This window comes from Pseudomonas putida (genome assembly GCF_004357765.1).
In the GTDB taxonomy this organism is placed as follows: Bacteria; Pseudomonadota; Gammaproteobacteria; order Pseudomonadales; family Pseudomonadaceae; genus Aquipseudomonas; species Aquipseudomonas putida_U.
The window spans coordinates 359,010-381,651 of the sequence record NZ_SMTE01000003.1; the positions used below are offsets into that span (position 1 = coordinate 359,010).

The 22,642-nt window shown below is 62.6% G+C and carries 20 protein-coding genes; 10 read left to right on the top strand and 10 right to left on the bottom strand.

The annotated features are described in order from the left end of the window. Positions 1-75 precede the first annotated feature (75 nt). The 4 genes from E2H86_RS06325 (at position 76) to E2H86_RS06340 (ending at position 5,071) form a co-directional block, all read left to right on the top strand. Positions 76-2,052, top strand: coding sequence for a GGDEF domain-containing protein (locus E2H86_RS06325; RefSeq protein WP_133325822.1), 1,977 nt, complete (start codon positions 76-78; stop codon positions 2,050-2,052). An 85-nt stretch (positions 2,053-2,137) separates the two neighbouring features. Further along, complete coding sequence (locus E2H86_RS06330) at positions 2,138-2,530, top strand: hypothetical protein (protein ID WP_133325824.1); 393 nt, start codon at positions 2,138-2,140, stop codon at positions 2,528-2,530. Between the two features lie 60 nt (positions 2,531-2,590). Continuing rightward, positions 2,591-3,379 (top strand): N-acetylmuramoyl-L-alanine amidase, encoded by a 789-nt coding sequence (locus E2H86_RS06335; RefSeq protein WP_133325826.1) that lies wholly within the window; start codon positions 2,591-2,593, stop codon positions 3,377-3,379. Between the two features lie 72 nt (positions 3,380-3,451). Next, positions 3,452-5,071 (top strand): EAL domain-containing protein, encoded by a 1,620-nt coding sequence (locus tag E2H86_RS06340; protein WP_133325828.1) that lies wholly within the window; start codon positions 3,452-3,454, stop codon positions 5,069-5,071. A gap of 24 nt (positions 5,072-5,095) precedes the next feature. On the opposite strand, the gene E2H86_RS06345 is transcribed toward E2H86_RS06340, so the two are convergent. Together E2H86_RS06345 and algB are read right to left on the bottom strand one after the other, a co-directional pair. Beyond that, a complete protein-coding gene (locus E2H86_RS06345; RefSeq protein WP_133325830.1) occupies positions 5,096-6,862 on the bottom strand; it encodes a KinB sensor domain-containing domain in 1,767 nt (588 codons plus the stop codon). An 8-nt stretch (positions 6,863-6,870) separates the two neighbouring features. Then, positions 6,871-8,217 carry a sigma-54-dependent response regulator transcription factor AlgB gene (gene algB / locus E2H86_RS06350; RefSeq protein ID WP_133325832.1) on the bottom strand — a complete coding sequence of 449 codons (1,347 nt, stop codon included), beginning with the start codon at positions 8,215-8,217 and terminating at the stop codon, positions 6,871-6,873. Positions 8,218-8,430: 213 nt separating this feature from the next. On the opposite strand from algB, the gene E2H86_RS06355 reads away from it, so the two are divergent. The 6 genes from E2H86_RS06355 to E2H86_RS06380 all read left to right on the top strand — a co-directional run bounded on the left by E2H86_RS06355 (position 8,431) and on the right by E2H86_RS06380 (position 13,853). Then, the gene (locus E2H86_RS06355) at positions 8,431-9,246 is read left to right on the top strand and encodes a BON domain-containing protein (RefSeq protein ID WP_133325834.1); all 816 of its coding nucleotides are present in this window, start codon (positions 8,431-8,433) and stop codon (positions 9,244-9,246) included. 175 nt (positions 9,247-9,421) lie between these two features. Then, a complete protein-coding gene (locus E2H86_RS06360) occupies positions 9,422-9,724 on the top strand; it encodes a hypothetical protein (RefSeq protein WP_133325836.1) in 303 nt (100 codons plus the stop codon). A 44-nt stretch (positions 9,725-9,768) separates the two neighbouring features. Continuing rightward, the gene (locus E2H86_RS06365; protein ID WP_003252966.1) at positions 9,769-9,930 is read left to right on the top strand and encodes a DUF1328 domain-containing protein; all 162 of its coding nucleotides are present in this window, start codon (positions 9,769-9,771) and stop codon (positions 9,928-9,930) included. A gap of 2 nt (positions 9,931-9,932) precedes the next feature. Then, the gene (locus tag E2H86_RS06370; RefSeq protein ID WP_133325838.1) at positions 9,933-10,400 is read left to right on the top strand and encodes an inhibitor of vertebrate lysozyme family protein; all 468 of its coding nucleotides are present in this window, start codon (positions 9,933-9,935) and stop codon (positions 10,398-10,400) included. Positions 10,401-11,139: 739 nt separating this feature from the next. Then, complete coding sequence (gene gltP, locus E2H86_RS06375; RefSeq protein ID WP_133325840.1) at positions 11,140-12,468, top strand: glutamate/aspartate:proton symporter GltP; 1,329 nt, start codon at positions 11,140-11,142, stop codon at positions 12,466-12,468. A 155-nt stretch (positions 12,469-12,623) separates the two neighbouring features. Further along, the gene (locus tag E2H86_RS06380) at positions 12,624-13,853 is read left to right on the top strand and encodes a nucleoside recognition domain-containing protein (RefSeq protein ID WP_133325842.1); all 1,230 of its coding nucleotides are present in this window, start codon (positions 12,624-12,626) and stop codon (positions 13,851-13,853) included. On the opposite strand, the gene E2H86_RS06385 is transcribed toward E2H86_RS06380, so the two are convergent. From E2H86_RS06385 to E2H86_RS06420, 8 genes are all read right to left on the bottom strand, one after another. Next, entirely contained in the window at positions 13,835-14,458 is a 624-nt protein-coding gene (locus tag E2H86_RS06385; protein WP_133325844.1) for an ABC-type transport auxiliary lipoprotein family protein, read from the bottom strand. The genes E2H86_RS06380 and E2H86_RS06385 overlap by 19 nt on opposite strands. Then, complete coding sequence (locus E2H86_RS06390) at positions 14,455-15,393, bottom strand: MlaD family protein (protein ID WP_133325846.1); 939 nt, start codon at positions 15,391-15,393, stop codon at positions 14,455-14,457. Before E2H86_RS06390 ends, E2H86_RS06385 begins: the two co-directional genes overlap by 4 nt. A 2-nt stretch (positions 15,394-15,395) precedes the next feature. Then, complete coding sequence (locus E2H86_RS06395; protein ID WP_133325848.1) at positions 15,396-16,187, bottom strand: ABC transporter ATP-binding protein; 792 nt, start codon at positions 16,185-16,187, stop codon at positions 15,396-15,398. Beyond that, on the bottom strand, positions 16,184-17,317 hold the full coding sequence (locus E2H86_RS06400) for an ABC transporter permease (RefSeq protein ID WP_133325850.1): 1,134 nt from the start codon (positions 17,315-17,317) through the stop codon (positions 16,184-16,186). The genes E2H86_RS06395 and E2H86_RS06400 overlap by 4 nt, the downstream gene beginning before the upstream one ends. 103 nt (positions 17,318-17,420) lie before the next feature. Continuing rightward, positions 17,421-18,443 (bottom strand): DUF5924 family protein, encoded by a 1,023-nt coding sequence (locus E2H86_RS06405; protein WP_133325852.1) that lies wholly within the window; start codon positions 18,441-18,443, stop codon positions 17,421-17,423. A gap of 150 nt (positions 18,444-18,593) precedes the next feature. Further along, entirely contained in the window at positions 18,594-20,000 is a 1,407-nt protein-coding gene (locus E2H86_RS06410) for a M16 family metallopeptidase (RefSeq protein ID WP_133325854.1), read from the bottom strand. Positions 20,001-20,030: 30 nt separating this feature from the next. Further along, positions 20,031-21,689 (bottom strand): Na/Pi cotransporter family protein, encoded by a 1,659-nt coding sequence (locus tag E2H86_RS06415; protein WP_133325856.1) that lies wholly within the window; start codon positions 21,687-21,689, stop codon positions 20,031-20,033. A gap of 163 nt (positions 21,690-21,852) precedes the next feature. Beyond that, positions 21,853-22,623: a TerC family protein gene (locus tag E2H86_RS06420; protein ID WP_133325858.1), complete on the bottom strand. Its 771-nt coding sequence runs from the start codon at positions 22,621-22,623 to the stop codon at positions 21,853-21,855. Between the last annotated feature and the right edge of the window lie 19 nt (positions 22,624-22,642).

The window sequence follows — 22,642 nt, forward strand, 5'->3', positions numbered from 1 at the left end:
CCCTCAAGTGTTGCCAACTCGCGCCGAAAGCCAGTACACACAGCCCCCCGTTGCACCACCGTTGCGGATCAAGGCATGACCGAAGAAGCTGAGCGCTGGAAAGAAAAATACCTCAAAAGCATCGAAGCGCAGGAAAAGCTCGAGCGCCGCTGGGAAGCCCGTCTCGACCTGCTGCGCCGTGGCCTGGTGCGCAGCTCGCTGGCAGCCGAAGGCAGCGACAAGGCGGTCGATGACTGCATGAAGGAAATGCGCGAAGTCATTCGTCGCGACAACATGGATGCGGGCCTGGCCGGCTTGATTCCGCGCCTTGAAAAAGCCGTGCTGGATTCCGAACAGCGCCGCGAGACCCGTATGACCCAGGTCAGCGATGCGCTGACGGCGTTGGTGACCCAGCTCCAGTCCCTGCCGTTGCCGGGGGAGGTGTCCCGGCCATTGAAGAAACTGGCGAAGAAGCTCGATGGCGGGGTCAGCCAGTCCCGTGAGCTGCCGCCGCTGCTGGGCGAGCTGAGTGGCCTGCAAGGGCGCGCGCTGTCCACGTTGAATGCCGAGGAGCAATCGCGGCCGGGATTGTTCCAGCGGCTCTTCGGTGGTCGCGACGGCGAGACGCAAGTGGTCGCCGAGTCTGCACCGCCTGCCCCTGCCCTGCCTGCGGCCGAGATGCCTGGACCGTCCGAAGCTGCCGATATCGACGAATTGCAGCCGCTGGCGCCTGTCGCTCCGACCGTTGAACCTGGGCCTGTTGCCGGCATTGAGGTCGAGGTGGACGCGGCTGAGCCACTGCCCGTGCAGGAAGAAACCCCGCTACACACGCCAGCGCTGGTTATCCCTCCTGCCGCAACAGGGCCCGTGCATAGCGTAGCGGATGCGGCGCTCCCGCAGAGCGAGGTCGCCGGGCCTGATGCTCAACCGGAGCAACCAGCCGCTCCCGCAGAGCCTGCACCAGACATAGCCGACGTGCTGTCGGGCGAGGATGGTCCCTACGCGCTTCCCGACGCCGTCGAACCCCCCTATAGCCAGGTGGCCGCGCATATCGAACAGACCCTGCTCGGCCTGCTCGATGACCTCAGCCTTCCGGAGCGTCACAAGGCCCAGGCCCTGGAAATGCGCAACCGGGTCGCACGTGGGTTGAACTGGTACGAACTGATCCCCGTGCTCGATGACCTGGCGGTGCTGATGCTGGCGATCACCGACAGTGGCCAGCACGAGTTCGAGGCCTATCTGCAGCAACTCAACGAGCGCCTCGAGGGCTTCCAAAGTCATCTGCAAGAAGCCAGTTCTGGCCATGCCGACAACAGTTCTGCAGCGCGTGAGCTGGACAACCAGTTGCGCGAGCAGGTCGGTGGCCTGCAGAACAGCGTGCAGGGCGCGGTCGATGTCGACAGCCTCAAGCACATTCTGGAAAACCGCCTGGAGGGCTTGCTGACGACTATGGACGAGCACCAGCACGCCCGTGACCGTCGCGAGCAGGAGCTGGCCGGACGCTTGCAGGGTCTGGCCGAGCGTGTAGCGAGCATGGAGCAAGAGGCGCTCGGTTACCGCGAGCACCTGGAGGAACAGCGCCAGAAAGCCCTGATCGACCCATTGACCGGGTTGCCTAATCGGGCGGCGTGGAGTGAACGGGTGGAGCGCGAGATTCAAGACTGGCAGGCGCACGGTGGCCACTTGGCCATGGCTATTTTCGACCTGGACCATTTCAAGCGGATCAATGACAACTACGGCCATCTGGCGGGTGACAAGGTTCTCAAGATTGTCGCCGATCAGTTGCGCAAGCGCTTGCGGCCCCGTGATTTCATGGCGCGGTTCGGTGGCGAAGAGTTCGTACTGCTGCTGCCGCAGACCTCCCCGGCAATGGCGGCGCGAGCGGTGGAGGCGTTGCGCGCCGCGGTCGAGGCCTGTCCTTTCCATTTCAAAGGTGAGCGCGTGGTGATTACCACGTCGATAGGACTGTCCTCGTTTCAATCGGACGAGCGTGCAGACCAGGTTCTCAAACGTGCCGACACTGCGCTTTACAGCGCCAAGAAGTTGGGGCGAAATCGCATCGAAATACAGTAAAAGCTTACAGATTTCCTGTGAAGCCATGCCCACCATGGCTGCTCGTGGCCGCTTCGGTCATCGATCTCATACAGGAAGTTAACAAATGAAAACCCTTGCAATTACTCTGCTGCTGGGCGGATTGGCCTTTCAGGCCACCGCCAGCGCCGACGACGCAGTCATGACCGCCCACATCGCTGCCGATGGGCAGATCGTCAAGCAATCCGGCAAGTGGGTTGAAAGCGTCACGCTGCAGTCGCAGCCAGACTACTTCAGCCAATACAAGCTGAAACTCGACCCTGCCCAATGGCAGCAGGCGCCCGGCTTCTGCGTCGCATCCCCCATCGACCTCAGCACCGAGACGCGGCTGATGCATGGCCAAGCCAAAGTGGTCGGGGCTCCGACCACGACCAATGTCACGGTCAATACCCAGTTGGTGGATCTCAAAGGCCCAAGTGGCAACAACGACATGGAATTCATGTTGATGTGCAGCCGCTGATTGGCGGCAACGATCATTTTGAGCACGTTATACTGTACGCTTACAAGCCGAGGTTTCGACGTGCTCATCTCAGTCAGAAGAATACTTATCGCTTTATTGCTGGTGTCGATCGCGGGCTGTTCGACGGGGTTGCGCATCGATCGCAATCATCCATCGGCCAACCAGGACGACCGTATCCAGTTCGTCGTTCTGCACTACACGAACGCCTCCCTGGAGCGTTCGCTGGCGCTACTCACCCACGGCGAGGTCAGCAGCCACTACCTGATCGGCGATGGTCCCGGCACCATCTACCAACTGGTCGACGAGAACCGCAGGGCGTGGCATGCGGGCGAAAGCCAGTGGCAAGGTCGCACCTGGCTGAATTCCAGCTCCATCGGTATCGAGATCGTCAACCCCGGGTTCGACGACACGCCTAACGGGCGGGTCTGGTATCCCTACAGCGAAGCCCAGATTCAGTCGTTGATCGCCCTGCTCAAGGACATCGTCAAGCGCAACCACATCGAACCTCGGCATATCATCGGCCACAGCGACATCGCGCCGCTGCGCAAGCTCGACCCGGGGCCGATGTTCCCCTGGAAGCGCCTGGCCGACGCCGGACTGGGCATCTGGCCCGAGGCCAACGCCGTGGCCCGTCAGCAGGCCTATTTCAGCGCCAATCCGCCGACCATCGGCTGGTACCAGCAGGAACTGGCCCGTTTCGGCTATGCCATCGACCAGACCGGACAGCTGGACGTCGCCACCCGCCACGTCATAGCGGCCTTCCAGATGCGTTTCCGGCCACAACGCTTCGATGGCAATCCCGATGCCCAGACCGCCGCCATCCTGCAGGTGCTCAACCGCATGCGCTAAGCCGCTCCGCTCAATGGCCGCGCCAATTCTTCATCCAGTTGCTATACCTTGTTAATCAACTGGATGCTTGCGATGCCGGCCTTTGTAACTGCGTTGCGCCAATTTTTCTATCGCCCCTGGATGCTGGCAACTCTCGCAGCGTTGGCCAGCGCCGCCGTGTTGCTGACCGCCAGCTTCGGTATCGCCCTGCATCAGATGAAACAGAGCGAAAGCGCGCAGATGAATGCCCAGGGCGAGCGTTTTCTTGAACGCCTCGAACAGGTGTTCGGCCAGTTGCGCCATTCGGTCGATCAATTGCAGGCGCAACCTCTACGGGGTTGCAGCGCCGCGATGATGGTGGCGTTGCGCGAGGCCGCCTTGGGTTCCCGGTTCATCTATGAGGCAGCCTACGTCGACCGTAGCTTCGCCTGCTCCAATCGGGGGGCGCTGCCGGCATTCGTGCCGTTGCGACCGCCGGATATCCAGGGCCCGACCTACAGCTATTGGCTCAACACCACCACCGAGCCCGACGAGAACCTGGCTGCACTGATGCTTGGTCGGGGCAATTTCCTGGTGTCCACCTCACGCGGCCACTTGACCGATGTGGTCGATCTGCCGCCGGGCGGCAGCTTGTTGGTGGTGCTCGATAACGGCAATCGCGCCATTCCCGTGCTGGGGCCGCGTCAGCCCTGGCCACCAGCTGCGGGTTGGTGGGTATCTGGGCACACCGCCCTGCTGGAGTTGTCCGATCGCCTGGTCTATCGCATGCCGACCAAGTCGCCTGATTACCAGTTGGTCCTCATCGCCCCTAGGGCCAGTCTGCCATTGCGCATGAACGGCACCCTCTGGCTGTTGTTCCCCGGTAGCGTGCTGGCGGCGTGCTGCATCGGCTGGTTGGTGCTGCAGTTGATCCTGCAACGGCGCTCGATGAGTTCCGAGCTGCAAAATGCCCTGCGCCGTGGCGAACTGCAGGTGCTTTACCAGCCGATCATCGAACTCGACAGCCGGCGCTGCGTCGGTGCCGAGGCGCTGGTTCGCTGGCGCAGGCCCGACGGCAGCCTGACCAGCCCCGACCTGTTCATTCCTTTGGCGGAAAATACCGGGCAGATCTGCGACATCACCGACTTCGTGCTGCAGCGCGTGCTCGAACAACTTGGCCATCTGTTGCGGACGCACCGCAATCTCTACATTTCGGTAAACCTGGCGGCCTGCGATGTCATGGTGCCGCGCATCGGCCGGGTGGCTGCGCGCCTGCTGGCCCATCACCGGGTGTCGCCCAGGCAGATCGCCTTCGAGGTCACCGAGCGTGGGCTGATCGACGTGGTGGTGGCGCGTGACAATCTGCAGGCGTTGCGCGCGGTCGGCCATCAAGTGCTGATCGACGATTTCGGTACTGGCTATTGCAGCCTGGCGTACCTGCAGACCTTGCCTGTGGACTGTTTGAAAATCGACAAGGCATTCATCGACGCGCTGGGCCATGATGCCGCCAGCAGCGGTGTGGCGCCGCATATCATCCGCATGGCTCACGACCTGCACCTGCGGGTGATCGCCGAGGGCATCGAGTGCGAGGACCAGGCGGTGCTGCTCAACAGCGAAGGGGTGAACTACGGCCAGGGTTGGCTATTCGCCCACCCACTCAACGCCCGGCAGTTCATCGAGCTGGTGGTCCGGGGTAGGTACAGAGGCGCGCCGCCGACGACGGACGAGGCCTGAGTGCGCCGTGGCACTGCCAGGCGTTCAGGCTGGCAGCGCCATGTAGAACTGAGTGCCTTGCCCCGGTCGGGAGAACACGCCCATACGTCCGCCATGCAGTTGCACGATCTCCTTGCACAGCGCCAGGCCCAAGCCTGCGCCGCCTTTCTTGCGGCCGACCTGGACGAAGGGTTCGAAGATCCGTCCCTGCTGCCCGTAGGCAATCCCCTCGCCATTATCCTCGACGCTGATGATCACTCGCTCGGCATGCCGACGCGCATGCAGGCGGATATGGCCCCCAGGTGCAGTATGGCGGATGGCATTGTGCAGCAGGTTGTCCAGCACCCGGTCGAGCTGGGCGACGTCGGCCTGGATTCGCGGCAACGGTCCCTCCAGCGCCTTGACCAGTTCGATGTCTTTATCGCCAGCCTGGGCGGCGAAGCGCGACTGGGCGCGGTCGAGCAACTCGTCGATGGCGCAAGGCGCCAGCTCGAGTTTCTGTAGGCCGCTCTGGTAGCGGGAGAAGTTCAGCAGATCGTTGATCAACTGGGTCAAGCGCTGCATTTCTTCGCCAATGGTTTCCAGCAGGTCGTTTTCCCGGGCCTCGGCAGGAAACTTCACCCGCTCGCGCAGTAGGCCGAATGCCATATGCATGCCAGTGACCGGCGTGCGCAGCTCATGGGAGGCACGCAAGACGAACTCGCTGCGCACCCGCTCGAATGCGCGCTGTTCGGTGACGTCGTGCAAGACCATCACCGCGCCCAGGATCGGCCCTTCTGGGTGACTGACCGGAGTCAGGCTGTAGGCCAGCAGGCGCGATTCTTCGTCCACTTCGATGGCCAGATCGTCCGGCGGACGATCCAGCGTGCCGCCACGCAGCACCTGGCGCAGCTGTTGTTCAAGATCCGGGCGCTGCAGCGCGTCGATCAGGGCACTGCCCACGCGGCTGTCGCTCCAGCCGAGTTGACGCTGGGCCACTGGGTTGAGGTGTTCGAGACGACCCTGGCGGTCGATGATCAGCAGCCCATCATCGATGCTGTCGAGTACCGCCTGCAGGCGTTGCTGGCCGGCGAGTAGCTCGTCGACATTGGTGGCCTGATGCTTGCGCAGCGCATCGGCCATGAGTCCGAAGCGCCGGGTCAACTGGTTGAGCTCGGCGGCCTGACTCACAGGCAGGGTCACGTCGAAGTTGCCTTGGCCGATCTGATCAGCGGCCTTGGCCAGGGCCTCGATCGGCTGGCCGAGGCGGCGCGCGATGTTGTGTGCGGTAATGAAACCGAGCGCCACCACCGCCAGTCCCATGAGGCCGATCAGTCCGCTGACCAGCAAGGCGCGGTCACGGGTGCTCGCCTCGCTCTGGATGATTCGCTCCAGCGCCTGCCGATGCGCCTCTACCAAGTCCATGCGCAGTTGTTTGAAGGCAGCCCCCAGAGGCTGCCCTGAGCCCATGCTGCGGGACGGCTGCGGACTTTCCCGATAGGCTTGCAGAAACGCCTGATAATGACTGCTGGTCTTGTCGAAGGTGCTGCGTTCGTCCCCTTGCTTGCGGCCTTCCTCGAGCAAGACTTCGAAGTCGCCCTGAAGGACTTTAAGGGCCTGGGACGGCGTGCCTTCGTCGAGCATCAAGGTCAACTGCTCGCCCAGGTTCTGGCGCAATTTCAGGCCGATTTCCAGGGTATGGGTGGTGCTGCGCACCAGTTCCTGCTGGGCCCTGGCCATCTGCAGCACGCTGACCAGGCCGATCAGCAAGCCAAGCAAGGCAACCGTGACCAGCGCCGAAATGCTGAGGAACAGCCGCGTGCGCAGCCTCATCGACAACTTCATAGGTTATATTGCTTGCGTTTGCGATACAGGGTCGAGGCATCGATACCCAGTGTCCTGGCCGCTTGGTCAAGGGTGTCGCTGGCGGCCAGCACCGCGCCGATGTGTGCACGCTCCAGCTCGTCCAGGCTCAATGCCGCGCCTACTCGCGGTGCGTTGCCAGCCGGTTGTTCGCCCATGCCCAAGTGGTTGATTTCCACACGTTCCTGCGGACAGATGATGCTGGCCCGCTCGATGACGTTACGCAGTTCACGGATGTTGCCCGGCCACCGATAGTTGAGCAGGGCGCTGCGGGCCTCGTCGCTGAAGCCGCGGGCTGGCCGTGAGTATTCCTTGACGAAGCGAGCGAGGAAGCGGTCGGCCAAGGTCAGGATGTCTTCGCTGCGCTCGCGTAGCGGCGGTAGATGCAGGGTGATCACGTTGAGGCGGTACAGCAGGTCCTCACGGAAGCGGCTTTCACGCACCATCTCTTCCAGATTGAGGTTGGTCGCGGCGAGGATGCGCACATCCGCCCGGCGTGTAACCGGGTCGCCGACGCGCTCGTATTCCTTGTCCTGGATGAAGCGCAGCAGCTTGGGCTGCAAGGTCAGCGGGAAGTCGCCGATCTCGTCGAGAAACAGGGTGCCGCCATCGGCCTGATTGACCCGGCCCAGGGTGCTTTCGCTGGCGCCGGTGAAGGCTCCACGGGTATGGCCGAACAGTTCGCTCTCCATCAGTTCGGCATTGAGCGACGGGCAGTTGATGGTGACGCAGGCCTTGCGTGAGCGTTTGCTCCAGCCATGAATGGCCCGGGCCAACTCGCCCTTGCCGGTACCCGATTCGCCGAGAATGAGGATGTTGGCGTCGGTGGTCGCGACCTGGCGCGCGGTTTCCAGCACGGCCATCATTGCCGGGCTGTGGGAGTCCAGGCCGTCCTTGGGTTTACGGACCTCGCCTTCGAGGGCCTCCAGTCGCGCCGATAACTGACGCACTTCCAGCTGCTTGGCCGTAGCCAGGCGCAACTGGTCGGGGCTGCACGGTTTGACCAGATAATCGGCGGCACCGGCTTGGATGGCGTCGACAGCGGTGTCGATCGCTGAGTGGGCGGTGACGATCACCACCCGCATCCAAGGGGCCTGGATGCGCATCTGCGCCAATACATCCAGGCCGTTGTCCTCACCCAACCGCAGGTCGAGGAAGCACAGGTCGAACACCTGGCGTTGCAGCAACGATTCAGCCTGGGCAGCCCCGTTGGCCGTCGCCACGCTGTAGCCCTCGTCTTCCAGACAATAGCGGAACGTACGCAGGATCGCCGACTCGTCATCCACCAGCAGAATGCGGCCTTGATTGTCCTGTGTCGCTGCCATTTCCTGGGCTCCTTCGGGATAGATCTTTAATTAGTGTGGGAAAAATCGGGCAAGTTGCATGGTCCATTCTGAGGGAATATGCCCTTTGCATGCTAGCCAATGGCCAAAAGGTCGCCCGCGGCCCCGGTTTCCCGATGATTGTCTTAGAGATACCGGCTGGCACATTGGTTGCGACAATTTTTTTCTTTTTCGCCCACGAAAGGAGATGTAGCCATGCCTTTTCCGAATCGAGCGGCTGTCCTGTTGATCAGTTGCCTCCCTCTCATCGCCCTGGCCGATCCGGTGCAGGACGCCCGTCTCGAGGGTGCGCTGCAAACGGCCTTGTCGCTCAACCGCATGCTCAACCCCTTTCGCATCGAGGTCGATGTCGAGGGCGAGCAGGCGCGGCTGGCCGGAGAGGTGGAGAACGAGGTCGAGCGCCAATTGGCCGAGCATGTCGCCCTGGCCACTCGCGGTATCGAGCGTGTCGACAACCAGCTCAAGGTCAATCCGCAGTTGGTCGAGCGTCCGTTGGAGGCGCGAGCCTATGCGCAGCGGCTGGAGGACGCGACCCTGGCTGCGGTGATTCGCGCGCGACTGCTGTGGAGCCGCGTGACCGAGAAGGCACCGATCGAGGTGCAGAGCAGTGAAGGTGTCGTCACGCTTCGCGGCAAGGTGGACAGCGCCGAGGCCAAGGAGTTGGCCGGGGTGCTGTCGCGCACTACCGATGGTGTCTATCTGGTCAACAACCTGGTCAGCCTGGACAGCGCTGCCATGGCCAAGGCCCGCGACAAGCCGGTCGATGCCCCCACTGGGCCACAACCCAGCGACAGTTGGGTGGTGGACAAGATCCAGAGCAGCCTGCGTTTCAGTCGCAATCTCGATGGCCTGAACATCAAGGTCGCCAGTGAGGCAGGGCTGGTGCGGCTATCGGGCGAAGTGGTCAGCAGTGAGCAGAAGACCATCGCGGTGGAAGTGGCACGGCAGATCATTGGCGTACGTGGCGTAGATGCGGATCTGCTCAAGGTGGCGAGGAAGGTCGAGGGGTGAATCGTGCAAATCGCACGACGCTATGGGGGGCATCGTGCAGGATACGTCCCGGTCATCTAAGCCTTCCAGACTTAACTTGTTGATTTATAAGGAAATTATTTATTGACCAAGGCTGGCATGCAGGCTGCAACTACCTGATCAGGTTTGTACAACAACGACCGCAGGAGAAGCCGGCATGAACCGCTCAACCATCGACCGTCCCCAGATCGCTACGCTGCCTCTGCGCCACTTTCTGGTGATCGGCATGGCGCTCCTGCTGAGCGTGGCCGTTGGCCTGTTCTATTACAGCTGGCAGACCGCTCGACTGGCTGACCAGGTTGCGGCGCAGACTGCCCTGCTGTCGCAGCTTCAGACGACCCGCGCCACTACATTGGTTCGAGCCGCGGAGCCACTGGCTCAGGTGAGTGGCAATGGCCAGAAGAAATCCGCGCCAGCCACCGTAGAGAACATAGTTCCTCAGGACCGTTGGGTGTTCTGAGCTGGGTCGTAACGATTTCATCAAGGAAAAGTAGGAGAACCACCATGCTGAGCTGGGCTATCACATTCCTCATCATCGCCATTGTCGCTGCCGTGCTGGGCTTCGGTGGTATCGCCGGCGCCGCTACCGGAATCGCGAAGATCCTGTTCATCGTGTTCCTGGTCCTGTTCGTGGCGTCCTTCTTCTTCGGACGTGGTCGAGGTTGACGATGGGCATGAAGCTCCGTGCCTTCCTGGCTGCCGCCCTGTTGGGCGGCAGCGCAGCGGCGATGGCGGCCAATGACGGCCAGTTGCGGGCTGACCAGGTGCTTGGCCCGGACCCGGAATACCGGGAAGCCTGGCAAGACGCCATCAAGCATCAAGAACGCCTGCCGGATTGGGTGATCAACCTGACCGGTAGTGCTCAGCAGCAGATGTCCGCGGTGACCGAGGATGGCGATAAGTATCTGGTCGGGCCATTGTGCGAAGCTGCCGACAATTGCACCTACAAACGGCTGATCGTAGCGTTCAGCTGGGACAAGGACGACGCCTACGGGATGCTCGTGGAAGTGCCCGAAGGCCTGCCGAGCGACAAGTCGCCTACCCGTCATGCGCAATACCGCTGGCTGGGTGACCCCGACGACGGCATGAAGGCGATGTTGCAGGAGCAACTCAAGCGCGATCCCAAGTGGTACTGATCCTTTGAATGGGTAAGGGCCAGCGGTCGTGCCTTGTCACGTAATGGAAGCGGAACCTTTCTATCGTTTCCGCTTCTATGCTGCGCCGCCCCGAGGAGGGGCGACACATGACCAGGGGGCCGGGCTGTTCTGATTGTTGCAAGATCGGAGTGGCCTAGGGGTACAGGGAGTACCTCCAGGTTTGGGCCGGGTCAGGCGGGCAGAATCGGAAGCTTCAGGTCGAGTCGTGCCAGTGGGGCACTTGAGCGCGACCTGGCTTCCGAGGCGCCATCACTTCATCCACATCCGTGAATTTCCCTTCGAGACACATTTTGTCTCGACCATCCATCCATTTTTTTTCCCGTCGCGTCTGAAGCGACTTGGCGTCGACAGAGCCGTTCGGATTGTCGAACAAGCGCCTTTCACGCTCATTCGCATGCTGCCAAATCGGCCTAATTATGGCGCTTTGGTCTTGTTCGGGTTTCCGAACGTTATAAATCAATGACTTACGAACCCCTTGCGACATTCTGTCAGCCTATGTCTATCCGGTATGGGGTATGCGTTTCCGGCATTAGATTTCATCCTTTGCCATCGCAATAGTTGCCGCCTTTTTCGCTGGCCCGAGCGCCTGTTCGCTCGCTTGCGGTGTCCTTACATGGGGTCCCGGACGGAAGCAGCTGTGCTGCTCGTGACGTTGCCAACGGCTCTGTTACGTGCTTTCCGGTCGGTGCCCATGATCACTAGAACAAAGGGTAAAGACATGAAGAAGGCAAAACTGAGCCTCGCCTGGCAGATCGTCATCGGTCTGGTCCTGGGTGTTGCGGTCGGCGCGCTCCTGAACCACTTCAGCGCAGAGAAGGCCTGGTGGATCGGCAATGTGCTGCAGCCCGCCGGCGACATCTTCATTCGCCTGATCAAGATGATCGTCGTCCCGATCGTGATTACCTCGTTGATCGTGGGTATCGCAGGCGTGGGCGATGCGAAGAAACTGGGTAGCATCGGCCTGAAGACCATCCTCTACTTCGAGGTGGTGACCACCATTGCCATCGTCGTCGGCCTGGTCCTGGCCAACCTGTTCCATCCAGGCGCAGGCATCGACATGAGCACCCTGGGTACCGTCGACATCTCCAAGTACCAGGCCACCGCAGCCGAGGTGCAGCATGAGCACGCTTTCATCGAGACCCTGCTCAACCTGATTCCGTCGAACATCTTCGCGGCGCTGATGCGCGGCGAGATGCTGCCGATCATCTTCTTCTCGGTGATGTTCGGCCTGGGCCTGTCGAGCCTGCAGGCCGAGCTGCGCGAGCCGCTGGTGCGAACCTTCCAGGGCGTTTCGGAAACCATGTTCAAGGTCACCCACATGATCATGAACTACGCCCCGATCGGTGTGTTCGCGTTGATTGCCGTGACGGTCGCCAACTTCGGCTTCAGCTCGCTGCTGCCGCTGGCCAAGCTGGTGCTGCTGGTGTACTTCGCCATCGCCTTCTTCGCCTTCATGGTGCTGGGCCTGGTGGCGCGCCTGTTCGGCTTCTCGGTGATCAAGATCATGCGCATCATGAAAGACGAGCTGATCCTCGCCTATTCCACTTCGAGCTCCGAGACCGTGCTGCCGCGGGTAATCGAGAAGATGGAGAAATACGGTGCGCCGAAGTCGATCTGCTCGTTCGTGGTACCGACCGGCTACTCGTTCAACCTCGACGGCTCGACCCTGTATCAGAGCATCGCGGCGATCTTCATCGCTCAGTTGTACGGTATCGACCTGTCCTGGAGCCAGCAACTGCTGCTGGTGCTGACGCTGATGGTCACTTCCAAGGGCATCGCAGGTGTGCCGGGCGTGTCGTTCGTGGTGCTGCTGGCCACCCTGGGCAGCGTCGGCATCCCGCTGGAAGGCCTGGCCTTCATCGCTGGTGTCGACCGCATCATGGACATGGCGCGTACCGCGCTGAACGTGATCGGCAATGCCTTGGCCGCCCTGGTGATCGCCCGTTGGGAAGGTATGTACGATGCTGCCAAGGGCGAGCGCTACTATGCCTCGCTGATGGCAGACAAGCAGGAAGCGGCGTTGGTGGGCGAGCCTGCCAAGCGCTGAAGGCAATGTGATTGAACGAAGAGCCCCGACCTGTCGGGGCTCTTTTTTGCCTGCCGTAAGGCATGTGGCGCCTGTGCGATCGAGCGCCACCTCAACCTCCAGACCTGCATACTGATGCGTTATGATTCCGGGCATTTCTCAGGGGGTACACAAGGATGCTCAACGGCCTTTGGCTCGGCTTTTTTCTGGTGGCGGCGGTGTCCGCTCTGGCCCAATGGCTGATTGGCGGCAATGCCGGCATCTTCGCCAGCATGGTCGAGAGCATCTTCGCCATGGCCAAGCTGTCGGTCGAGGTGATGGTCCTGCTGTTCGGCACCCTGACGCTGTGGTTGGGCTTTCTTAAAATTGCCGAAAAGGCCGGAATCGTCGAATGGCTGGCCAAGTTGCTCGGGCCGCTGTTCGCTCGCCTGATGCCCGAAGTTCCGCCCGGCCACCCTGCCCTGGGCCTGATCACCATGAACTTCGCTGCCAACGGCCTGGGGCTGGACAACGCCGCCACGCCGATCGGCCTCAAGGCCATGCGCGCCCTGCAGGAACTCAACCCGAGCAGCACCACGGCCAGCAACGCACAGATTCTGTTCCTGGTACTCAACGCCTCATCACTGACCCTCCTCCCCGTCACCATCTTCATGTACCGCGCTCAACAAGGCGCGACCGACCCTACGCTGGTGTTCTTGCCTATCCTCCTGGCGACCAGTGCCTCGACCCTGGTCGGCCTGCTGTCGGTGGCGGTGATGCAGCGCCTGCGTCTGTGGGACCCGGTCGTGCTCGCCTATCTGGTGCCTGGTGCATTGCTGCTGGGCGGCTTCATGGCCTTTCTTGGCACACTCTCGGCAGCAGCGCTGGCGAGCCTGTCGTCGATCCTCGGTAACCTCACGCTGTTCGGTGTGATCGTGCTGTTCCTGATCATCGGTGCGTTGAGGCGGGTCAAGGTCTACGAAGCGTTCATCGAGGGGGCCAAGGAAGGCTTCGACGTGGCCAAGAGCCTGTTGCCCTATCTGGTGGCGATGTTGGTGGCGGTAGGTGTGCTGCGCGCTTCGGGGGCACTGGAGCTGGCCCTGGACGGCATCCGCCACGGGGTGGACTGGCTGGGCCTGGATAGCCGCTTCGTCGACGGCCTGCCGACGGCAATGGTCAAGCCGTTCTCAGGCAGCGCCGCGCGGGCCATGTTGATCGAGACCATGCAGGCCCACGGCGTGGATAGCTTCCCGGCGCTGGTGGCGGCGACCGTGCAAGGCAGCACCGAGACCACCTTCTACGTATTGGCGGTCTACTTTGGCGCGGTGGGTATCCAACGCGTGCGCCACGCTGTCGGCTGCGCCCTGTTCGCGGAGCTGTGCGGCGTGATCGCGGCCGTCTGCGTCTGCTACTGGTTCTTCGCCTGAGCCTGGCTGGCCTGGGCAATCGACCACTCCACGACCTGGCGGGCCAACTCATCGCTGGCCGCACCGAAGCCCGTGACCACCGCTGGAACCTGGATGCCAGCCAACGGCTGATGCACCTCGAACCGCTGGCTGGCCAGGATGCGCTGGCTGCGCCCCTCGACCAGGCGCGCGTCGTAGCGGACCACCACTTCAACCGCGCCGCCTGGGCGATACTCGCTCTGGAACGCCTGCAGCTCGCCCGCCAGCTCGTAGTCGGCCTGCAGGTTGCTGTCGTCGGCGCTGAGCCTTTGGACCCGTCCGTCGCGCTGGAAGCCATCGAGCAGACGGTTGCGCAGCAACAGGGGCACCGGATCGCTCCAGCGTGCGCCTTTGTAATTGCTGATCACATCGCCCTGGGGCACCACTGCAATGCGTGGGCCGGCCAACGCCTCGCTGGCCAGTGGCTTGTTCAGACGCAGCGACCAGGCCACCGGCGTGCGATTCAGGGTGGCTTGATTGACCGGTAGGCGATAGATATCCACAGGCTCGCTCTGTGGCAGGATCGAGCAGGCGGTTGCCAGGCTCAACGCCACGGCCATGGCCAGCAGACGCGGCGAAGTTTTCAAGGCTGGAACTCCTTGTTGTTGTCACGGCCCAGTAGGTAGCCGCTCGGATCTGCTTCCAGGCGTCGCGAGATCCCCTTCAGTGAATTGAGGGTTTCCCGCAGTTCGCGAATCGCCGGGGTCAGTTGGTTCAGCCCTTGGGCCCCGTCGCCGATGGCCTGGCTATTGTCCTTGAGCAGGTTGTTGATGGTTTCGGTGCTTTGCGCCAGCGACTGCATGGCGTGTTCGGCACTGCCGATGGCCTGCCTGCCGGAGCTGTCGAGCAGGCTGTTGGCATTGCGCATCAGCGCCTGGGTCTCGGCCAGGGTGGCGTTGGCCTGCTTGCCCACCTGCGACAGCTGCTCGATGGCTTGGCTGATACCGCCCTTCTGGCTGGCGAAGGCGCCGGTGGTCTGCTCGAGATTGGCCAGGGTGTTGCTCAAGCGTTCGATGTTGCTTTCCGAGAACATCTGATTGGCATTGTGCAACAACAGGTTGATGTTGGTGACCAGGTCGCTGCTGTCGTTGAGTAGTCGCGAGATCGGTGATGGCGAGGCGACGATCACCGGTAGCTTGTTGCCCTTTCCGCGCAGCTCGGGGCTTTGCGGCGTGCCGCCGCTGAGCTGGATGAACGAGTTGCCGGTCACCCCCGCCAGGGTCAACTTGGCCTGGGTATCCTCCTTGACCGGTGTGTCGCCGCTCAGGCGCACCCGGGCCAGCACTCGGCGTGGGTCTTTCGGGTCCAGGCGCAGGCTGGTGACATCGCCGACCTTGATGCCGTTGTATTGCACAGGGCTGCCCCGGGACAGACCCGAGACCGCTTCGTTGAACACCACTTCGTAGTCCTTGAAGGCGTCGTCGACGCTGGACTTGGTCAGCCACAGGCCGAACAGCATGGCCCCAACGATCACCAGAACGGTGACCAGGCCGATGAGGACGTGATGAGCTCGGGTTTCCATGTTCAGCGCTCCTGCCGTGTACCGCTGGCGGCCCGTGCGGCCGCACGCCCGCGGGGGCCGTGAAAGTATTCGTGGATCCAGGGATCGTCGGTCTGTTCGACCTCGGCCAGCGGACCGGCGACCAGCACCCGTTTCTGCGACAACACCGCGACTCGGTCGGTAATGGTGTACAGCGTGTCCAGATCGTGGGTGATCAGGAACACGCTCAGCCCCAAGGCGTCGCGCAGGGTGAGGATCAGTTGGTCGAAGGCCGCCGCGCCGATTGGATCGAGGCCGGCGGTGGGTTCATCGAGGAACAGGATGTCCGGATCCAGCGCCAGGGCGCGGGCCAGCGCGGCGCGCTTGATCATGCCGCCGGACAACGATGCAGGGTATTTGTCGGCGGCCGACAGCGGTAGTCCGGCCAGGGCCAGCTTGACCCCGGCCAGGTGTTCGGCATCGGCGCGGGACAGGCCGGCATGCTCGATCAGGGGCAATGCGACGTTCTCGGTCACGGTCAGCGAAGAGAACAGCGCGCCCTTCTGGAACAGCACGCCGAAGCGACGTTCTACCAGCGAGCGCTGATGTTCGCCCAGTTGCGTGAGGTCCTCGCCGAACACCTTGATGACGCCCTCATTGGGTCGGCGCAGACCAATGATGCTCCGCAGCAGCACCGACTTGCCGCTACCCGAGCCGCCGACCACGGCCAGGATCTCGCCCCGGTAAAGATCCAGGTCGAGATGCTCGTGCACGCTCTGGCTGCCGAAGCGGTTGCAGATGCCGCGAGCCTCGATCACTGCTTCGCGGTCGCTCACCAGCCCATCTCCATGCAGAACAGCGCTGCCACGGCGTCGAGCACGATCACCACGAAGATCGACTGGACCACGCTGGAGGTGGTATGGGCGCCGACCGATTCGGCGCTGCCGCTGACCTTGAAGCCTTCAAGGCAGCCGATGGCGCCGATCAGGAAGGCGAAGAACGGCGCTTTTGCCAAACCCACCAAGAAGTGCTGCACGCCGATGTCGCTTTGCAGCAGTGACAGGAACATGGCCGGCGTGATGTCCAGCGACAGGGCGCAGACCACCGCGCCGCCGACGATGCCGCAAACCATGGCGACGAAGGTCAGCAGCGGCAGTGCGATCAACAGGGCCAGCACCCTTGGCACCACCAGCAGCTCGATCGGGTTCAGGCCCAGGGTGCGGATGGCGTCGATTTCCTCGTTGGCCTTCATCGAGCCGATCTGCGCGGTGAAGGCGCTGGCCGTGCGTCCGGCGAGCAGGATGGCGGTCAGCAGTACGCCGAACTCGCGCAGGAAGGAAAACGCCACCAGGTCAACGGTGAAGATGGTTGCGCCGAATGCCGCCAGTACCGTGGCGCCCAGAAAGGCCACCACCGCACCGACCAGGAAGGTCAGCAAGGCGACGATGGGCGCGGCGTCCAGGCCCGTCTGTTCCAGGTGCGCAACCACTGGTGTGACGCGCCAGCGATGGGGTTGAAACAGCCGCCGCACGATGGTTTCGAGAATCAGGCCGATGAAACCTAGCAACTGTCGGGTATCGTCCCACAGGACGGCCACCGCACAGCCGATGCGTTCGAGCAGCACCATGAACACGTTGCGTTCCGGGGCCTTGGTTGGAACGCAGTAATCCTGCACCGAGCAATACACCGTCTGGAGCAGGGCGCGGCTGGCTTCCGGGAGCTGGCCAGTGCAGCGCGACAGGCGTTCGGCCCCCAGCAGCTCGGCCAATAGCGAGGCGCCGGCGGTATCCAGACGGCCCAGTTGGCTGAGGTCGGCCACCGCATCGGCGGCGCACTGGCTGCGCAGTTGCTCGCTGTCGCGACGCAAGTCGGCATAGTGCGCCAGGGTCCAGTCACCGGCGATGCGTAGGCAGGCCGGCTGTCGGCTGGTGTCCAGTGTTGCGCTTGGCGTGGTCATAGGCTCCATGCAGCTGACTAGGCGCGGAAGGATAGAGGCTGATCATAGCCCAGCCGGGCTACCGGGGTTTGTTGAAAATGTGCTGTCTAGCAGCCTTTGCAACGCCTGCCGGTCATCCTGCCGGCGTGTCGTCGACGACCTTGAAGCGCAGTACGCCGATCACCTGGCCATCCTCGGTGAGGACCCGCACCTGCCACTTGCCCACCGGGTTGGGCGGGAAATTCTGTTTGTGGGTCCAGGCCCGGTAACCTTCCTTGCGTCCGCCATGGATATCCAGAGCGATGCGGTCGACTTCCTTACCATCCTTCTGCCACACGTGATAGATACGTTCGTTCAGGCCGCGTGGCGCATTGATCGCGGTGTAGGCATACAAACCGCCGCTGCGGATGCGGCTGGCGGCGACTTCTTTCAGCGAGTCGCCTGGCTGGCGGTTGAGTACTTCAGTGCTGACCGCCACTTCGGTCATCCACAAGGTGGCCGGTGGCACCCAGGAGCGCAATAGCCAGCCGCCGCCTCCGACGGCCAGGGTCACCAGCACCAGGGCCACGCCGCGGCGCCAGTTATTGATCGGGAAGCTGCTGGCCAGGCTCGGGAACGACAGGGCCATGGCGGCGATCAGGGCCAGCTTGAAGCTTTGCGCGGTGGTCAGGTGGAGGATGATCGGCAGCGCGGTGAGCAGGGCAGCGAACAGCGTCAGGGTATGCAGTGCCATGAACAGCCAGCGCCTAGGGGCCAGCCACTTGTAGTACAGCGGGTCGATGATCGAGATCAGCCCGGCCGCGCCAAGCAGGCCGGTGAAAACCAACTGGCCGCTGTTCCAGGTGGTGGTGATGAAGAAGAACGGCAAGACGAAGAACAGGCTTTCCTGGTGGATCATCTGCGTCGCGTAGCGCAGCAGTGGCTGCGGGATCTCGCGGTTGAAGGTGCGGGCGAACAGGCCGGTGAGGGTGTTCTCGAACATCAGCCAGACCCAGCTCACCAGCATCAGCACAGCGACCCAGCTCGCCAGGCCGGCTTGACGGTCGACCAGGATGAAACTGCCGATGCCGGAGAGGAAGCCTCCGAGCGCGATGACGCCGGGGTAGCGTTTGAGCAGTTCGATGATGCGATTGACGAAGCGGGGTATTGGGGGCATTGGGTCTACAACATGTTCATGGGGTGGCTGTGCCGCCCTCTTTGCCGGCAAGCCCCACACCGACCCCCCACAACATTCGATACTGTGAGGTTTCTGTAGGACCGGGCTTGCCCGCGAAGAGGGCGGTACTGGCAAAAGGATACCGCTGTTTCACCGCTCCCGAGTAGCACCACTGGGCCGCTGCGGCGTGTGCCGACGCCAGCGTAGCAGACCCGCCGCGACAATGAGCCCAAGCAGCAGCGCCAACAGCCCGTACAGCTCGTCATAGCCCAACAACGGCTTTTCGATGCGCAGGTAGCCAGGGTCCTTGAGCATTTCCTTCAGCGCGTCGTTGGCTTGATCCAGGCTGACCTGACGCAGCTTGCGGGCCGGATCGGTGAAGCGACCGTTGTCGTAGTCGTTCAGCGCCCCCCAGTAATAGTCGGCCAGCGCGCTGTTGCCCTGGGTGCTCCAGCTTTCCTTGGCGATGGCCGCGTCCTTGATGCGGGCGAAGGTGTCCGGGTCCAGGCCGTCTTTGCGCAGGTGGTCGAACAATTGCTGCATCACGTCGATGGCCTGGTCGACATCATCGCGCTCGAGATCGGCGTTGAGGCTGAGCATGCCGCTGTCGCCGAAGCTCTCACGCTGTACCGAGGGGCCATAGGACAACCCGTTGCGCAGCCGTAGCTGATCGTAGAGGGCCCATTCCAGGTACCTTGAGAGCAGGTCCAAGGTCTGTTGATGGTCGTTGTCCAGCACTGGCTCGATGAATAGCCAGTGCAGCTTGGCGCTGTCGCCCAACCAGCCGCGGGTCAGGTCGCGTCGTTGTTCTGCCTGCTGGCTGATGCTTTCCAGGGCACGGCGCTCTTCAGGCTCGGTGGCCGGCAGCTCGCCGTAGGTTCGTTCCAGATAGGCCGGCAGCAAGCGGTCGAGACCACCTACGATGATCAGGGTCATGTTGTTGGCGGCGTACCATTTCTCGCGCAGGGCCTGCACCTGCGCCAACGTCATGTCGTTGACATTGGAGCGCTCCGGACACTTCAAGCCCAGTTCCGTGGCCAGCTGATCACTGGCCGGATGGCCGATGTCCTGGCGGTCGAGCCAGCGCTGCAGATGACCGTAATGGCCGCCATCCTCGCGCTCGATGATGCGTTTGGCGGTGGCCAGTGCCTTGGCATCGATGCGCGTATCGCGGATCACGGCCAGCAGCAGGTCGAGCACCTTGCGCTGGTTCCGGGCCGGTGCCTCGATGACGAAGGTGGTATCGGCGCTACTGGTGTACGCGTTCCATTCCCCGCCCAGTGCTTGCAAGCGCTCTTCCAGGCCGCCCTCGCCGGTCTCGTCGATGCCGGTGAACAGCAGGTGCTCGAGCAGGTGTGGCAGCTCTTTCTGTTCGCAGTCGAAGTCATCCAGGCCGACACCGACCACCAGGCGAATCGCCACGTGGTCACGTTCGTAGCCAGACTTGAGGATCACCTGCAGCCCATTGGGCAGCAGATAGCCCTCGACCCGTGAGCGGTCCAGGGCAAGCGAGGGCAGGCTGCAGATCAGCAGGCAAAGGAACATCAGGCAACGCATAGGCGAGCGGGAGTCTCCGGATTGGCGAGATCAGGGCTGGCGAGTTTCTTCAGGGGCGCTCTCGAGCAAGAGTCCGCCTGTGTCCGAGCCGCCCAGTACCACATAGGCACTGCTGCAGAACAAAGAGTTCAACCGCTTCATGTCTGCGATCAGCTCCAAGTGTAGCGAACTGGTCTCGATACTTTGCACTACCTTGCGCTGTAAACGGCTGACATGGGCGTGGGCCAGGCGCCGTTCCTGAGCGCGAAAGCGGCGCTTCTCCCGCAGCAGCAGCTGTGCGCTGTGCGGGTCGGCGCTGAGGAACACCGAAAGGCCCAGACGCAGGTTGGCCAACAGTTGTTCCTGCAGGCCTGTGAGCTCTTGCAGCCCGACCTGGGAAAACTCCCGGCGCTGGCTGGTCTTCTGCTGTTGCACCTTGCGCAGCATGCGCTCGATCAGGTCGCAGGCCAGCTTGAGATTGATCGCCAGTTCGATGATCTCGGCCCAGCGGCGGTTGTCCTGGTCGCTGAGGTCATCGCGGGGCATCTGTGCCAGATAAAGCTTGATCGCGCTGTACAGTGCCTCGGCGTCTTCGACCAGGGCCCGCACCTGCTGTGGCAGGGCCGTCTGGGTGCCGCGCAGGGCGCCGAGCATGGATTCGAGCAGGCTGTCGACCAGATCGCCCAGGCGCAGGGTCTCGCGTGCGGCATTGGCGAGAGCCAGGCTTGGCGTCGCCAAGGCCGAGGCATCCAGGTGGCGGGGGCGCACCTGGCCATTGCCGTTCTCCCGCTCGGGCAACAGGAAGTTGCACAGGCGGCCCATGGGCGTGGTGGTGGGCAGCATGATCAGGCAGCGCAGTGTGTTGTAGAGCAGGTGAAAGCCGATCACCAGTTCCTGGGGACTGAAGTTCAGCGAGTCCATCCAGTTCACCAGCGGGTGCAGCCCTGGAATGATCAGCACCAGGCCGATCAGCTTGTACAGCAGGCTGCCCAGCGCCACGCGGCGGCCTGCCGCGTTCTGCATGCTGGTGGTGAGGAAGGCCAGCAGGCCACTGCCGATGTTGGCGCCGACCACCAGGCCGATGGCCACTGGCAGGCTGATCACTTCGGCGCCGGCCAGGGTGGCGGTGAGCAGCACCGCCGCCAGGCTGGAGTAGGAGATCATGGCGAACAGCGCGCCGACCAAGGCGTCGAGCAGGATGTCGCCGGTCAGGGAGGCGAACAGCACCTTCACGCCTTGGGCGTGGGTGATGGGCGTGGCGGCCTGGACGATCAGTTCCAGGGCCAGGATGATCAGGCCCAGTCCGATAGCCACCCGTCCCAGCTGTCCGGCGCGGGTCTGTTTGCGCGACAGGAAAAAGATCACGCCGAGGAACACCAGCAGCGGCGACAGCCAGGACAGATCGAAGGTCAGCACCCGCGCCATCAGCGCGGTGCCCACGTCGGCGCCGAGCATGATCGCCAGGGCCGGGGTCATGGCCATCAGCCCCTGGCCGACGAACGAAGTGACCAGCATGGCCGTCGCGTTGCTGCTTTGCACCAACGCGGTGACCACGATGCCGGCGATGAAGGCCAGTGGCCGGCGATCCATGTTCTGGCTGAGCACGCGGCGCAGGTTGGAGCCGAACACCCTGAGGATGCCGGTACGGACGATATGCGTTCCCCACACCAGCAAGGCCACCGCGGAGAGCAGGTTGAGCAGGGTCAGCATGACATGGCCCCCTGTTGTCGATGGTCCAAAGGACCAATGAGTGGAGCGTGAGCGCGTTGATCTTTTTAGAGTGCTCACTCGAAGCTTTAGCCGTTTTGCACGGCGGTTTCCAGCTTCTCATGAAAAAGGGCCCCGCAGGGCCCTCGATCATGGTCAGCCTGAGTTATTGACCCGGCATGTCCTTGCGCAGTTTCACAGGCTCGTGTTCCTCGCCCTTCTTGCGCGCCATGGCGGTGCGCATGCGGATGTTGATCGCTTCCACGGCCAGCGAGAAGGCCATGGCGAAGTAGACGTAGCCTTTGGGTACGTGCACGTCGAAAGATTCGGCGATCAGGACGGTTCCGACCACGATCAGGAACGAAAGCGCGAGCATCTTCAGCGACGGATGTTTGTCGATGAAGTCGCTGATGGTGCCGGCACAGGCCATCATCACCAGCACCGCGACGACGATCGCGGCGATCATCACCGGCACGTGGGAAACCATACCCACCGCGGTGATCACCGAGTCCAGGGAGAATACGATGTCGATGATGGCGATCTGGATGATGGTGTAGAGGAACTTGCCACCTGCGCCTTTCGGCGCATCACCCTGCTCGTCCTCACCTTCCAGGCCGTGGTAGATCTCCTGGGAGCTTTTCCACAGCAGGAACAGGCCGCCGCAGAACAGGATCAGGTCACGGCCGGAAATGCCCTCGCCGAACACGTGGAACAGATCGCTGGTCAGGCGCATGACCCAGGTGATCGACAGCAACAGCATGATCCGCGTGACCATGGCCAGTGCCAGGCCGAAGATCCGCGTGCGTGGCTGCATGTGCTTGGGCATGCGGCTGACCAGGATCGAGATCATGATGATGTTGTCGATGCCCAGCACGATCTCGAGGGCGGTGAGGGTAAAAAAGGCAACCCAGAGTTCCGGGCTGGTCAGCCATTCCATGTGTATTCCTTCGAACGAG

What these genes read in the sequence shown, in the direction of transcription:
- E2H86_RS06325 (WP_133325822.1), top strand. Translation starts at nt 76, where the DNA reads ATGACCGAAGAAGCTGAGCGCTGGAAAGAAAAATACCTCAAAAGCATC.
- E2H86_RS06330 (WP_133325824.1), top strand. Translation starts at nt 2,138, where the DNA reads ATGAAAACCCTTGCAATTACTCTGCTGCTGGGCGGATTGGCCTTTCAG.
- E2H86_RS06340 (WP_133325828.1), top strand. Translation starts at nt 3,452, where the DNA reads ATGCCGGCCTTTGTAACTGCGTTGCGCCAATTTTTCTATCGCCCCTGG.
- E2H86_RS06345 (WP_133325830.1), bottom strand. Translation starts at nt 6,862, where the DNA reads ATGAGGCTGCGCACGCGGCTGTTCCTCAGCATTTCGGCGCTGGTCACG.
- algB (WP_133325832.1), bottom strand. Translation starts at nt 8,217, where the DNA reads ATGGCAGCGACACAGGACAATCAAGGCCGCATTCTGCTGGTGGATGAC.
- E2H86_RS06355 (WP_133325834.1), top strand. Translation starts at nt 8,431, where the DNA reads ATGCCTTTTCCGAATCGAGCGGCTGTCCTGTTGATCAGTTGCCTCCCT.
- E2H86_RS06360 (WP_133325836.1), top strand. Translation starts at nt 9,422, where the DNA reads ATGAACCGCTCAACCATCGACCGTCCCCAGATCGCTACGCTGCCTCTG.
- E2H86_RS06365 (WP_003252966.1), top strand. Translation starts at nt 9,769, where the DNA reads ATGCTGAGCTGGGCTATCACATTCCTCATCATCGCCATTGTCGCTGCC.
- E2H86_RS06370 (WP_133325838.1), top strand. Translation starts at nt 9,933, where the DNA reads ATGGGCATGAAGCTCCGTGCCTTCCTGGCTGCCGCCCTGTTGGGCGGC.
- gltP (WP_133325840.1), top strand. Translation starts at nt 11,140, where the DNA reads ATGAAGAAGGCAAAACTGAGCCTCGCCTGGCAGATCGTCATCGGTCTG.
- E2H86_RS06380 (WP_133325842.1), top strand. Translation starts at nt 12,624, where the DNA reads ATGCTCAACGGCCTTTGGCTCGGCTTTTTTCTGGTGGCGGCGGTGTCC.
- E2H86_RS06390 (WP_133325846.1), bottom strand. Translation starts at nt 15,393, where the DNA reads ATGGAAACCCGAGCTCATCACGTCCTCATCGGCCTGGTCACCGTTCTG.
- E2H86_RS06400 (WP_133325850.1), bottom strand. Translation starts at nt 17,317, where the DNA reads ATGGAGCCTATGACCACGCCAAGCGCAACACTGGACACCAGCCGACAG.
- E2H86_RS06405 (WP_133325852.1), bottom strand. Translation starts at nt 18,443, where the DNA reads ATGCCCCCAATACCCCGCTTCGTCAATCGCATCATCGAACTGCTCAAA.
- E2H86_RS06410 (WP_133325854.1), bottom strand. Translation starts at nt 20,000, where the DNA reads ATGCGTTGCCTGATGTTCCTTTGCCTGCTGATCTGCAGCCTGCCCTCG.
- E2H86_RS06415 (WP_133325856.1), bottom strand. Translation starts at nt 21,689, where the DNA reads ATGCTGACCCTGCTCAACCTGCTCTCCGCGGTGGCCTTGCTGGTGTGG.
- E2H86_RS06420 (WP_133325858.1), bottom strand. Translation starts at nt 22,623, where the DNA reads ATGGAATGGCTGACCAGCCCGGAACTCTGGGTTGCCTTTTTTACCCTC.